Annotated in this window: 8 protein-coding genes; 3 read left to right on the top strand and 5 right to left on the bottom strand. The window is 65.6% G+C overall.

Annotated elements, in window-relative coordinates; genetic code table 11:
* The first annotated feature begins 14 nt into the window (after nucleotides 1–14).
* Nucleotides 15–506 carry a SixA phosphatase family protein gene (locus tag L5G28_RS18015; RefSeq protein WP_237002724.1) on the top strand — a complete coding sequence of 164 codons (492 nt, stop codon included), beginning with the start codon at nucleotides 15–17 and terminating at the stop codon, nucleotides 504–506.
* Nucleotides 507–515: 9 nt separating this feature from the next.
* Here L5G28_RS18015 and L5G28_RS18010 read toward each other — a convergent pair whose 3' ends face one another.
* A complete protein-coding gene (locus L5G28_RS18010; protein WP_237002723.1) occupies nucleotides 516–1,643 on the bottom strand; it encodes a DNA polymerase IV in 1,128 nt (375 codons plus the stop codon).
* Nucleotides 1,644–1,737: 94 nt separating this feature from the next.
* On the opposite strand from L5G28_RS18010, the gene L5G28_RS18005 reads away from it, so the two are divergent.
* Both L5G28_RS18005 and L5G28_RS18000 read left to right on the top strand, forming a co-directional pair.
* Nucleotides 1,738–2,763 (top strand): alpha/beta hydrolase, encoded by a 1,026-nt coding sequence (locus tag L5G28_RS18005; RefSeq protein WP_237002722.1) that lies wholly within the window; start codon nucleotides 1,738–1,740, stop codon nucleotides 2,761–2,763.
* A 36-nt stretch (nucleotides 2,764–2,799) separates the two neighbouring features.
* Nucleotides 2,800–3,246, top strand: a complete 447-nt coding sequence (locus L5G28_RS18000; protein ID WP_237002721.1) for an SRPBCC domain-containing protein — start codon at nucleotides 2,800–2,802, stop codon at nucleotides 3,244–3,246.
* A gap of 170 nt (nucleotides 3,247–3,416) precedes the next feature.
* Here L5G28_RS18000 and L5G28_RS17995 read toward each other — a convergent pair whose 3' ends face one another.
* From L5G28_RS17995 to L5G28_RS17980, 4 genes are all read right to left on the bottom strand, one after another.
* Nucleotides 3,417–7,373 carry a DNA-directed RNA polymerase subunit beta' gene (locus L5G28_RS17995; protein WP_237002720.1) on the bottom strand — a complete coding sequence of 1,319 codons (3,957 nt, stop codon included), beginning with the start codon at nucleotides 7,371–7,373 and terminating at the stop codon, nucleotides 3,417–3,419.
* A 137-nt stretch (nucleotides 7,374–7,510) separates the two neighbouring features.
* Nucleotides 7,511–11,011 (bottom strand): DNA-directed RNA polymerase subunit beta, encoded by a 3,501-nt coding sequence (gene rpoB / locus L5G28_RS17990; protein WP_237002719.1) that lies wholly within the window; start codon nucleotides 11,009–11,011, stop codon nucleotides 7,511–7,513.
* A 363-nt stretch (nucleotides 11,012–11,374) separates the two neighbouring features.
* A complete protein-coding gene (locus L5G28_RS17985) occupies nucleotides 11,375–12,154 on the bottom strand; it encodes a hypothetical protein (RefSeq protein ID WP_237002718.1) in 780 nt (259 codons plus the stop codon).
* Entirely contained in the window at nucleotides 12,154–12,981 is an 828-nt protein-coding gene (locus L5G28_RS17980) for a hypothetical protein (RefSeq protein ID WP_237002717.1), read from the bottom strand. The genes L5G28_RS17985 and L5G28_RS17980 overlap by 1 nt, the downstream gene beginning before the upstream one ends.
* Nucleotides 12,982–13,101 lie beyond the last annotated feature (120 nt).

Below are 13,101 nucleotides of genomic sequence, written 5' to 3'. Positions count from 1 at the left end.
GCCCACGGAGCCGCATGAGCCGAGGGAGCCGCCTGCTGATCCTGCTTCGGCACGGGAAGAGCGACTACCCGCTCGGCGTCCCCGATCACGAGCGGCCGCTCAACGAGCGCGGTCGACGTCAGGCCGCGCTCGCAGGCGACTGGATCCGGGACGACGGGTATCGTGTCGACGCCGTTCTCTGTTCGACGGCGACGCGCACCCGGCTGACGTTGGCGCGGACCGGGATCGGCGCGCCGACCCAGTATGTCGACGGCATCTACGGCGGCACACCCGACGAATTGCTGGAGACGATCCGCATTCACGCGCCGGCCGACGCGCGGACCCTGCTGATGGTCGGCCACTTTCCGGGAATCCCGGAGACGGCGTTGACGCTCGATCCGTCCGGCACGATCGAGAGATTTCCGACGTCGGCCTACGCCGTCGTCCGGATCGGCGTCGAATGGGAACAGATCGGGTTGGATGTTGACGGCGACGCCGAACTCAGTTCGTTGCGGGTTCCCCGCTGACAGCGCGCGCTACACGTCTTCCAATTCCAACCGGACGGCCAGCAGACGAACCGGCCGGTCGAGTTCGAAGGCATCGACCAGACTGTCGACGACGGGGATGATCTCGGCGTACTCGACAGTCGGCTCGGCGAGCCTGCGCACCTTCGTCCGCGTGTAGAAGGTCGACGTGCGAACGGTGAGCCCGACACGGAACGGCAGGCGCTGCTCGGCGACGGCGTGCGCGAGCACCTCACGGGTCAAATCGGCCGCCGCGTCACGGACTTCTTCCCGATCGGTGAGATCTCTCGGATAGGTGCGTGACCGCGAGTGGGACTTCGCGATCCACGGCGCGGTCGCGATCGCGTCGTCGCCGCCTCCCCGACACAGGACGTACAGCCAATTTCCTTGGCTCGGGCCGAACATCGAAATCAGATCCTCGAGCGGTACCGTCTGCAGTTGCTCGACGGTGTCGACGCCGTGATCGGCGAGCCGAGCCGCGGTCCTCGGACCGACGCTCCACAGATCGCGGCAGGATCGCGGCCCCATGAGTTGAGGCCAGTTCCCGTCGTCGAGCACAAAGATCCGGTCGGCGGCAGGCGCGTCAGGGCGACGGACCGCAGCCTTCGCGAACCCCGCGGCCATCTTGGCTCGCTGCTTGTTGTCGGAGACGCCGAGACAGCACTCGAGACCGGTCTCGTCGAGTACCGCGGTCCGGAGCCGGTCGGCGAACGCGACGACCTCCGCCGCGGTCAGCATCGGCGTCGCGTCACGCGGCTCGACGCCGAGGTACGCCTCGTCGAATCCCCACACTTCCACCGGACTGCCCTGTGCCCGGACGACGTCCATGACCCGCTCGGAGACGTCGGTGTAATACGCCATGTCGAGCGGCAGGAAGACGGCGTCGGGGCTCTTACGTCTGGCTGCGGGAAGTGGAAGGCCTGCACGCGCACCGTCGCCCCGCGCCTCGTACGACGCGCACGTCACCACCTGCCGCGGACGGGACGGATCGCCGTCTCCGCCGACGATGACCCGGACACCGACGAGATCGGGCCGACGCAATCGCTCCGCCGCCACCTGGAACTGGTCCACGTCGATGTGCAGCAGCCAACGGAACCGCGTCGGCGGCTGCTGCTGCGCTCGATCGACGCGCTCGGCCACGACCTCCACTGTAGAAGGCAGGAGCACGCATCGATACCACAACGAACGAGTAACGCGGATCGGCCCTCGACGGTGCCACCGCTACTGTCGGGTCGTGACTGAATTGCGTGCGAGGACAACGCACATGCCTGCGTCCGCGCCCGCTCCGACACGTCGCCGCCGTACCAGGCGAACCGTTCTCGTGGCCGTCGTCTTCGCGTTGCTCGCCGCATCGGCTCCAGGACTGCCCGCGGCTGCCGCGGCAGCACGGATCGTCGGTGTGCAACGGCTCAGCCCACGAGTGGATCTGGTCTCGGTGTACTCGCCGTCGATGCACCGGGTGGTCCGCAACCACGTCCTGCATCCGGTCGGTAAGCCTGGCGGACTGCCGTCCTTCTACATGCTCCCCGGCGCGGGCGGCGCCGAGGACGGCATCTCCTGGTACCACAGCGGCGGCGCCCGAGCGTTCTTCGCACACAAACGCGTCAACGTCATCCTGCCGATCGGCGGGAAGTTCTCCATGTGGACCGACTGGAACACGAACGACCCGATTCTCGGGCGCAACAAATGGGAGACCTACATCAACCGGGAACTCCCGCCGGTGATCGACGCGGCCTACCGCACCAGTCGCGTGAACGCCCTGTCGGGCGTCTCCATGACGGCGGGCCCGGCCCTGGACATCGTGACGCACGCGCCGTCACGATGGCGTGCCGTCGCCTCCTACAGCGGTTGCCCCGGCGCCACCGATCCGCTGGGGCTGCTCGCGAACACGGCCGTCGTCGCCCGAGGAGGCGGGAACGTCGTCAACATGTGGGGGCCGCCGGGAAGCCCGCAGTGGCGGCACCACGATCCGGTGGTCAACGCAGGCAAGCTCCGTGGCAAGACCATCTATCTGTCCGCCGGGTCGGGAGTAGCGGGGCCGGTGGACGGCAGCCTCCTCCGCAACGGCGGCGGACTCGTCGGCGGCAACGTGATCGAACGCATAGCCCTGAGCTGCACGACGAACATGGCGAACCGACTCGCGGGTCTACACATCCCACACCGCTTCGTCCACCGCCCCGACGGCGTACACACGTGGGGCCTGTTCTACGCCGACCTCCGTGACTCCTGGCCGATGATCGCTCGCGCCATCGGCGCTTGACAGACGCATTTCTGCAACGTGTTCTACAGTTGCGGGATGAGCCTAGTCACCGACAACAGCATCGAAATCGACGCACCTGCCGACGTGGTCTGGAGCGTGCTCACCGACTTCGACGCCTACCACGAATGGAATCCCTTCCAGCTGGACTGCTCGACGACGCTGACTCCGGGTGCGCCGATCGACATGAAGGTCGACCTCGGCCCCCGACCGCCGATGCGTCAACGCGAGTTCATCGACGAGGTGGACGAGGCCGGACGATGGTTCACCTACCGGATGAAGCCCGCTCCGTTCCGGTTGATCACCAGCCTGCGCCGCCAGAGCGTCGTCGATCTCGGCGACGGGCGGTCGCGCTACGACTCGCACTTCGAGATCAACGGACCGTTGTCCGTGGTCGTCAAGGCCCTGATGGGCAGGGAGCTCGTCGCCAAGTTCACGAAGACCACCGAAGCCGTCGGCAGACGGGCCGCCGAACTGGCCCCCTAAGTCTCAGCGACGGCCCTCGCAGAAACTCAGTCCTGCCCGTTTGTGCTCAGGGCAGCGCCCTTGCGCTCAGGGTCTGACCCTGCGCACAAAGCCGCGCCCTGGGCACGACCAGCAGCGACGAGGAAGGCCCCCACCTCGCGGTGGGGGCCTTCCTCGTTGTCTGTCTCGCGCTAGCGGAAGTCGCTACCGAAACCGTAGTCGTCCAGCGGGACGGCGGCACCACTCGGCGCACCGAACGGGCTGTCCGGGCTGTAGTAGGTGTCGTCGTACGTGGGCAGCGCGTACGCGGCGGCACGGGCTTCCTCAGTCGGCTGGACCTGGATGTTCCGGTAACGGTCGATACCGGTACCGGCCGGGATCAGCTTACCGATGATCACGTTCTCCTTGAGGCCGACGAGCTTGTCGCTGCGGCTGTTGATGGCCGCATCGGTCAGGACTCGCGTGGTCTCCTGGAACGACGCCGCCGACAGCCACGAATCCGTGGCGAGCGACGCCTTGGTGATGCCCATCAAGACCGGACGGCCGGCAGCCGGCTCCCCGCCCTCGGCGACGACCGACCTGTTGGCCGCCTCGAACTCGGCGCGCTCGGTCAACGAACCCGGCAGGAACTCGGTCGCACCGGAGTCGATGATCGTCACGCGACGCAGCATCTGGCGGACGATGGTCTCGACGTGCTTGTCGTGGATCGACACACCCTGGCTCCGGTACACCTCCTGGACCTCGTTGACGAGGTGGATCTGCACCTGGCGCGGACCCATCACACGCAGCACCTCGTGCGGATCGGCAGCACCCTCCATGAGCTGCTGGCCGACCTCGACGTGGTCACCGTCGGTCAGGAGACGCTCGGTGCCGTCCTCGTGCTTGAAGACGCGCATGCGCTGACGCTTCGAGATCTTGTCGTACACGACCTCTTCGCTGCCGTCGTCCGGGACGATCGTGATCTTGTAGAAGCGATCATCGTCCTCGATGGAGACGCGGCCGGACACCTCGGCGATCGGAGCCTTGCCCTTCGGGACACGTGCTTCGAACAGCTCGGTGACACGCGGCAGACCACCCGTGATGTCGTCGCCGACACCACCCTGGTGGAACGTACGCATCGTCAGCTGGGTACCGGGCTCGCCGATCGACTGGGCGGCGATGATACCGACGGCCTCGCCGATGTCGACGAGCTTGCCGGTGGCCATCGAACGGCCGTAGCAGTGGGCACAGACGCCGGTGCCGGTCGCACAGGTGAGGACCGAACGGACCTTCACCTCGGTGACGCCCGCGGCGAGGAGAGCCTCGATCGCGGGATCGCCCAGGTCGTGGCCCTTCTTGATGACGACGTTGCCGTCGGCGTCGAGTGCGTCCACCGCGAGCGTACGAGCGTACGCCGAGGTCTCCACGTGAGCGTCGCGAATGAGTGCGCCGTCGCTCTGGCGCTCCGCGAGCGGCACGTTGATGCCGCGCTCGGTGCCACAGTCCTCTTCGCGGACGATGACGTCCTGCGAGACGTCCACCAGACGACGGGTCAGGTAACCCGAGTCGGCGGTACGCAGAGCCGTGTCGGCCAGACCCTTACGAGCACCGTGCGTGTTGATGAAGTACTCGGCGACCGTCAGTCCCTCACGGAACGACGACTTGATCGGACGCGGGATGAACTCACCCTTCGGGTTCGTCACCAGGCCCTTCATGCCCGACAGGTTACGAACCTGCGTCATGTTGCCGGTGGCGCCCGACTTCGGGATCATCGTGATCGGGTTGTCGTCCGGGTAGTAGTCCTCGAGAGCCTTACCGACTTCCTCGGTGGCCTGCTTCCAGATCTCGACCAGTGCGTCGCGACGCTCTTCGGTGGTCAGACCACCGCGCTGGTACTTGCGCTCCAGCCCGTCGGCCCGCTCCTCGTAACGCTCCAGGATCTCGGCCTTGGCGGGCGGAACCAGAACGTCCGACATGGAGACGGTGACGCCCGACCGGGTCGCCCAGTAGAAGCCGACGTCCTTCATCTTGTCGACGGTCTGCGCGACGACGATCATCGGGTAGCGCTCGGCGAGATCGTTGATGATCACGGCCTGACGCTTCTTCGGCATCTGCTCGTCGATGAACGGGTAGTCGTGCGGGAGCAGCTCGTTGAACAGCACACGGCCCAAGGTGGTCGTGGTCTCCCACGCCATGCCCTTACGCCAGCCATCGGCGAACAGCTCGGCCTCAACGTCCGCGGGCGGACGCTGATCGCTCAGCCGCACCTTGATCGACGCCTGGATGCTCAGCGAGCCGCGATCAACGGCCATCTGCGCCTCGGCGGGGCTCGAGAAGACACCGCGCTCGACGTCGTCGCCGGTCGCGCCGGTGTACTCGCCCTTCTCACCCGGCTTCTGAGTGGTCAGGTAGTACAGACCGGTCACCATGTCCAGACGCGGCATGGCGAGCGGGCGGCCCGATGCAGGCGAGAGGATGTTGTTGCTCGAGAGCATCAGGATGCGAGCCTCGGCCTGCGCCTCCGCCGACAGCGGGAGGTGCACGGCCATCTGGTCGCCGTCGAAGTCGGCGTTGAACGCTTCACAGACGAGCGGGTGCAGCTGGATGGCCTTGCCCTCGACGAGCTGCGGCTCGAACGCCTGGATACCGAGACGGTGCAGGGTCGGAGCACGGTTCAGCAGCACGGGGTGCTCGGCGATGACCTCTTCGAGGACGTCCCACACGGCGGGGCGCTGACGCTCCACCATGCGCTTGGCCGACTTGATGTTCTGCGCCTGGTTCAGGTCGACGAGACGCTTCATCACGAACGGCTTAAACAGCTCAAGAGCCATCAGCTTCGGCAGGCCGCACTGGTGCAGCTTGAGCTGCGGACCGACGACGATGACGCTACGGCCCGAGTAGTCGACGCGCTTGCCGAGCAGGTTCTGACGGAAACGACCCTGCTTGCCCTTGAGCAGATCGGACAGCGACTTGAGCGGACGGTTGCCCGGTCCGGTGACCGGACGACCGCGACGGCCGTTGTCGAACAGTGCGTCGACCGACTCCTGAAGCATGCGCTTCTCGTTGTTGACGATGATCTCGGGCGCACCGAGATCGATCAGTCGCTTGAGACGGTTGTTGCGGTTGATGACGCGGCGGTACAGATCGTTCAGGTCCGACGTAGCGAATCGGCCGCCGTCGAGCTGGACCATCGGACGCAGCTCCGGCGGGATCACCGGGACGGCTTCGAGGACCATGCCCTTGGGCTCGTTGCCCGAACGCTGGAACGCGGCGACGACCTTCAGTCGCTTGAGCGCACGCAGCTTCTTCTGGCCCTTGCCGCTGCGAATGGTCTCGCGCAGCGATTCGGCTTCCGCGTCGATGTCGAAGGTCTCGAGGAGCTTCTTGATCGCCTCGGCGCCCATCGCACCGGTGAAGTACTCGCCGAAGCGGTCCTCCAGTTCGCGGTAGAGACGCTCGTCGATGATGAGCTCGCCCGGGGCCAGCTTGGTGAACTTGTCCCAGATCTCGTCGAGAGCCTCGACCTCGCGGTTGGCGTGGTCGCGCATGCGCTTGAGCTCGCGCTCACCGCCGTCACGGACCTTGCGCTTCGCGTCGGCCTTCGCGCCCTCCGCCTCGAGCTCGGCCAGGTCGGCTTCGAGCTTGGTCTGTCGCTCGGCAAGCGCGGCTTCGAGATCATCCATGATCGCCTTGCGCTCGACGCCCATCTCGGCCTCACGGGTCGAGAGCTCCGCGTGACGGAGTTCGTCGTCGACCGACGTGATCACGTAGGCGGCGAAGTAGATGATCTTCTCGAGATCCTTCGGCGCCAGGTCGAGCAGGTAGCCCAGACGGCTCGGCACACCCTTGAAGTACCAGATGTGCGTGACCGGTGCAGCCAGCTCGATGTGGCCCATGCGCTCGCGGCGCACCTTGGCCTTGGTCACCTCGACGCCGCAGCGCTCACAGATGATGCCCTTGAAACGCACGCGCTTGTACTTGCCGCAGTAGCACTCCCAGTCGCGGGTCGGACCGAAGATCTTCTCGCAGAAGAGCCCGTCCTTCTCCGGCTTCAGGGTGCGGTAGTTGATGGTCTCCGGCTTCTTGACCTCACCGTACGACCAGTTGTGGATATCGTCGGCCGTCGCAAGACCGATCTTCAGTTCATCGAAAAAGTTTACGTCGAGCAATCTATTGCCCTTCCTCAGAAAGCTAGCAAGCTCTAAAAGCGTCGAGGTTCAAGTTGTGTCATTCGGGAAATCCCTCCCCCGTGAGCCCGTACTGGTCTAACCAGGGGTCCACGGGGGCGGAGCTCCCCGTGCGTGGGTCAGTTCGCGAGATCGTCGACCGTGGCGTTCTCGTTGCGCGAGAGGTTGATGCCCAGGTTCGCGGCGGCGCGCTCGAGGTCTTCGTCATCGCTGTCGGCCATCTCGATGGCTGCACCGTCCGACGACAGCACCTCCACGTTGAGGCAGAGCGACTGAAGCTCCTTGAGCAGGACCTTGAACGACTCGGGGATACCCGGTTCCGGGATGTTCTCGCCCTTGACGATCGCCTCGTAGACCTTCACGCGGCCGACGACGTCGTCCGACTTGATGGTCAACAGTTCCTGCAGCGTGTAGGCGGCGCCGTACGCCTGCATCGCCCAGCACTCCATCTCACCGAAGCGCTGGCCACCGAACTGCGCCTTACCACCGAGCGGCTGCTGCGTGATCATCGAGTACGGACCGGTCGAACGCGCGTGGATCTTGTCGTCGACCAGGTGGTGCAGCTTGATGATGTACATGTAGCCGACCGCGACCGGGTACGGGAACGGCTCGCCGGAACGACCGTCGAACAGCGTCGCCTTGCCGTCCGGGCCGACCATGACGTCGCCGTCACGGTTCGGCAGGGTCGAGCCGAGCAGACCGGCCAACTCGTCGTCCTTGGCACCGTCGAACACCGGGGTCGCGGTGTTCGTGTTCGGCTCGGCCGAGACCATGTCGGCGGGCAGGCGCTTGGCCCACTCCTCTTCGAGCTGCGCGGTGTCGATGTTCCAGCCGGCCTTGGCGACCCAACCGAGGTGGGTCTCCAAGATCTGGCCGATGTTCATACGACGCGGAACACCGTGGGTGTTCAGGATGATGTCGACCGGCGTGCCGTCGGGCAAGAAAGGCATGTCCTCCTGCGGCAGGATCTTGCCGATGACGCCCTTGTTGCCGTGGCGGCCTGCGAGCTTGTCGCCGTCCTGGATCTTGCGCTTCTGCGCGACGTAGACGCGGACCAGCTCGTTGACGCCCGGAGCGAGGTCGTCGTCGTCGTCACGGCTGAAGACGCGGACGCCGATGACCTTGCCGGTTTCGCCGTGCGGCACCTTCAGCGAGGTGTCACGCACTTCGCGCGCCTTCTCACCGAAGATCGCGCGGAGCAGACGCTCTTCCGGGGTCAGCTCGGTCTCGCCCTTCGGGGTGACCTTGCCGACCAGCACGTCGCCGTCGCGGACCTCGGCGCCGATGCGCACGATGCCGCGCTCGTCGAGGTCCGCGAGGACCTCGTCGGAGACGTTCGGGATGTCACGAGTGATCTCCTCGGCACCGAGCTTGGTGTCGCGGGCATCGATCTCGTGCTCCTCGATGTGAATCGAGGTGAGCGTGTCCTCTTCGACGAGGCGCTGGCTCAGAATGATCGCGTCCTCGTAGTTGTGACCCTCCCACGGCATGATCGCCACGAGCAGGTTCTTGCCGAGCGCCATCTCACCCTGGTCGGTGCACGGACCGTCGGCGAGAACCTGACCGGCCTCGACACGCTGCCCCTCGTCGACGATCGGCACCTGGTTGGCGCACGTGCCGTGGTTGCTCCGCTCGAACTTGCGCAGGCGGTAGCTGTCCCGGGTGCCGTCGTCGGCCATCACGGTGATGTAGTCGGCCGAGACCTCTTCGATGACACCGGTCTTGCCGGTGACGATGACATCGCCTGCATCGACCGCGGCACGCAACTCCATGCCGGTGCCGACCAGCGGCGACTCGCTCTGGACCAGCGGCACCGCCTGGCGCTGCATGTTCGCGCCCATCAGGGCACGGTTGGCGTCGTCGTGCTCGAGGAACGGGATCATCGCGGTCGCGACCGACACCATCTGGCGCGGCGAGACGTCGATGTACTGGACCTGCGCAGCCGGAACGAACTCGACCTCGGCGCCCTTGATGCGGACCAGGACGCGCTCGTCGGTGATGGTGCCGTCGGCGTCGTAGTTCGTGTTCGCCTGACCGATGAGGTAACGATCCTCCTCGTCGGCGGTCATGTACTCGATCTGGTCGGAGACCTTGCCGTCGATGACCTTGCGGTACGGCGTCTCGATGAAGCCGAACGGGTTGACGCGGGCGTACACCGACAGCGAACCGATCAGGCCGATGTTCGGTCCTTCCGGCGTCTCGATCGGGCACATGCGGCCGTAGTGCGACGGGTGGACGTCACGGACTTCCAGGCCGGCACGCTCACGCGACAGACCACCCGGGCCGAGCGCCGAGAGACGACGCTTGTGCGTCAGACCCGACAGCGGGTTGTTCTGGTCCATGAACTGCGAGAGCTGGCTGGTCCCGAAGAACTCCTTGATCGCCGCCACGACGGGACGGATGTTGATCAGAGTCTGCGGAGTGATCGCCTCGGCGTCCTGCGTGGTCATGCGCTCGCGGACGACGCGCTCCATGCGGGACAGACCGACCCGGATCTGATTCTGGATCAGCTCGCCGACGGTGCGCAGGCGACGGTTGCCGAAGTGGTCGATGTCGTCGACCTCGACGGGCACCGGGACACCGCCGGGGACGGTCATCTCGCTGGTGACGTTCGGGTCGGCCTCGTGCAGGCGCACCAGGTACTCGACGGTCGCGATGATGTCCTCGCGGGTCAGCACCGACTCACCGAACATCGGGGTCGCGGTGAGACCGAGCTTCTTGTTGATCTTGTAGCGACCGACACGTGCCAGGTCGTAGCGCTTGTCCTTGAAGAACAGGTTCTCCAAGAGGCTCTCGGCCGACTCCTTAGTCGGCGGCTCGCCCGGACGCAGCTTGCGGTAGACCTCGAGGAGGGCTTCGTCCTGGTTGCCGGTCGAGTCCTTCTCCAGCGTCGACATGAGGATCTCGGAGAAGCCGAAGCGCTCGGTGATCTCTTCGCGCGTCATGCCGAGCGCCTGCAGCAGCACGGTGACGGGCTGACGGCGCTTGCGGTCGATGCGGACACCGACGGTGTCGCGCTTGTCGACGTCGAACTCGAGCCACGCGCCGCGGCCCGGGATCACCTTGACCGAGTGCAGTGTCTTCTCGGTGGCCTTGTCGATGGTGGCGTCGAAGTACACGCCGGGGCTACGGACCAGCTGGCTCACCACGACACGCTCGGTGCCGTTGATGATGAAGCTGCCCTTGTCGGTCATGATCGGGAAGTCGCCCATGAAGACGGTCTGCGACTTGATCTCGCCGGTGTTGTTGTTGATGAACTCGGCGGTGACGAACAGCGGAGCCGCGTACGTCATGTCCTTGTCTTTGCACTCGTCGACCGAGGCCTTGACCTCGTCGAAGTGCGGATCAGAGAAGGACAGGGACATCGAGGATGAGAAGTCCTCGATGGGCGACAGTTCGCGGAGGACATCCTCGAGTCCGCCGACCGGGTTCTCTTCACCGCGGGCGGTCGCCTTAGCGCGCCACTCGGGCGTTCCGACGAGCCAGTCGAACGAGTCGAGCTGGACGTCCAGCAGACCCGGGACCTCCAGTGGCTCGTCGATCTTGGCGAATGAAGCGCGGTGCGGCGCTCCCGGGATAATACCCGCAGTGGTTGAGGTGGACTGGCGGTCGAGAGCCAAGATGCGTCCTTCCAACACGAAGTTTCTCGGTGCATGGCATGTAGCCGTTGGCCGTGGGGCCGCTGCGAGGCGAATCGACCTGATGAGCAGCGAATTCCCACGGCGGGCACCGAGGTGACCGGAAGGGCATCGAACAGCGAACAGGAGGCAGCCAGCGCAACGTCCAACTGTATCAGAAGAGGAGCGGGATTTGTCAACCCCGAGTAGAACCAGATCGCCGGGCTGCCACCTGAGCTGATCGGTTTGGTGACTACAGTGACCCGCGAAGAGCCCGTTCGTCAAGAGAACGCGCGGATCGGCCATGAAATTTCATGACTGATCCGCGCGCTGTCAGCGAACGACGGACATACGTCCACGCGGTGTCTACGGATCGAGGAACTGGTCGACCAGCCACTCGTCGCCGTCGCGGACCAGGACGATCCCCGTCTTCGGCTTGTTCGACTCGACCAGCGCGCCGTCGCGGGTGGTGTCGATTTGGAGCGCGGCGAGGACGGTCGCGTGATCGTGCGACAGATCCATCAGGCCGACCGTCTCGACTCGACAGTCCGACGACGACTTGGTCTGTTCGATGATCGACCGGTTCGTCTTGAGATTCGCCTGGAACTGTTCGCGCGCGGTGCCGCTCAGCTTGCTCTGGGCCTCGGTGAGCCAGTAGTCGAGGTTCTGGTACTTGTACTGGAACGGTGCACACGCTGCCGATCGTGCTTGCGACAGCACCTTCTCCGACGCCTCCTGGTCGACGAACGCCTTGTTGTCGGACACATCGGCTCCCGGGTGGAACGCGAAGACAGCCGCGATCGCGCCGAGGAGCACCGCGACTGCGCCGAGGACGGCCGCGAGTCGGTACGTTCCGCGTGTGCCGCGGACCCCGGGTTCGACGTCGGTCATCGAACGTTCGCGTTCGGCGACCTCGCGTTCGGCTTCGACCAGACGACGCTTGCGGTCGACGCCGGACTCGGCGCCCTGCGGCTTGCGAAGGCTGACGGAGCGTGTCGTCTCCTCGGCCTGCGAGACCGGCTCCGCCGTGCCGGCGGGCCCCTTGGACTGCTTGCGCTCCCGCGCGGTCTGCGACAGTTCGACGCGGGCCGTCGAACGGCCTGCGACCTTGCGTGTACGACGCTGGTTCGGGCGTTCGGCCGCCATCAGTTGCCGCCTTCCTGCTGCTGTTCGGTGCCCTGCTGCTGTTCACCGGTGGCAGGCTCTGCCGTGTCGTCGTAGTAGGTGATGTCGGTGAGCGGCACGATCTTGTCGACCTTCCACGTGTCGTCGACCTTGACCACCGACAGCAACGACGACTGTGCCTGCGGCTGGTTCGGGGCCTCCGACGTGGCCGCCTGACTCAGCACGAATACCGTCGCAGTGTCCTCGTCCGGGTTGAATTCGGTGGTCGCGCTGCGAATGATGCTCGCCTTGATCGTCAGCTTCCGGTCCTTGGCGGCTTCGATCTGCTTGACTGCACCACCGCTGGTCTCGTCGATCGCCTGCTTCAACGCGTCACCGGTCAACGACGACTTCATCCGCTTCTGCCACACGTCGACACCCTTGTCATCGACGGTGAGGATGTTCAGCATCGCCTGTTCGGCGGCGTCGACGACGTGGACGCGCATCTGCTCACGGTTGGCATCGACGGTGTACGCCCGGATGCCGGTGTACCCGAAGTAGCCGACGCACACGATCGCTGCCACGAGCGCGGTGACCGCCACCGCGAGAGCCATCGAGGCCGCCCAGTGGCGTCCACCGTCCGTCTCGCCGGAGTCGGTGTCGCCGGAGTCGGTGTCGTCGGAGTCGGTGTCGTCGTCCGAATCGACCGGGTCCTGAGACGCGCCTGTCTCGTCGACTCCTGCCTCGTCGACTCCTGCCTCGTCGACTCCGGTCTCATCGACTCCTGCCTCGTCGCTGCCGTCCAGGCTGGTCTCATCGCTCACCGATTCGTCCACCGAATCCGGCTCGCGGGTCTCATCAGAATTCATCGAGCGCCACTGTACCTATCGAATGTCACGGCACGCTGTGTGCCGGTTGGAGGATGTTCCGACTCGCTCCGCCCGCTCTACCAGCGACAAGGCGAAGCTCGGGACGACTAGCGCCCGCGG

Origin of the sequence: Gordonia liuliyuniae, assembly GCF_021739025.1 — a bacterium.
Taxonomy (GTDB): domain Bacteria; phylum Actinomycetota; class Actinomycetes; order Mycobacteriales; family Mycobacteriaceae; genus Gordonia; species Gordonia liuliyuniae.
The sequence above is the reverse complement of the archived record's forward strand: the minus strand, read 5'-3'. Positions and strand labels throughout refer to the sequence as shown.

Excerpts from the sequence above, each read along its gene's own strand:
- L5G28_RS17980 (WP_237002717.1), bottom strand. The coding sequence starts at position 12,981 with ATGAATTCTGATGAGACCCGCGAGCCGGATTCGGTGGACGAATCGGTG.
- L5G28_RS18015 (WP_237002724.1), top strand. The coding sequence starts at position 15 with ATGAGCCGAGGGAGCCGCCTGCTGATCCTGCTTCGGCACGGGAAGAGC.
- L5G28_RS18000 (WP_237002721.1), top strand. The coding sequence starts at position 2,800 with ATGAGCCTAGTCACCGACAACAGCATCGAAATCGACGCACCTGCCGAC.
- L5G28_RS17985 (WP_237002718.1), bottom strand. The coding sequence starts at position 12,154 with ATGGCGGCCGAACGCCCGAACCAGCGTCGTACACGCAAGGTCGCAGGC.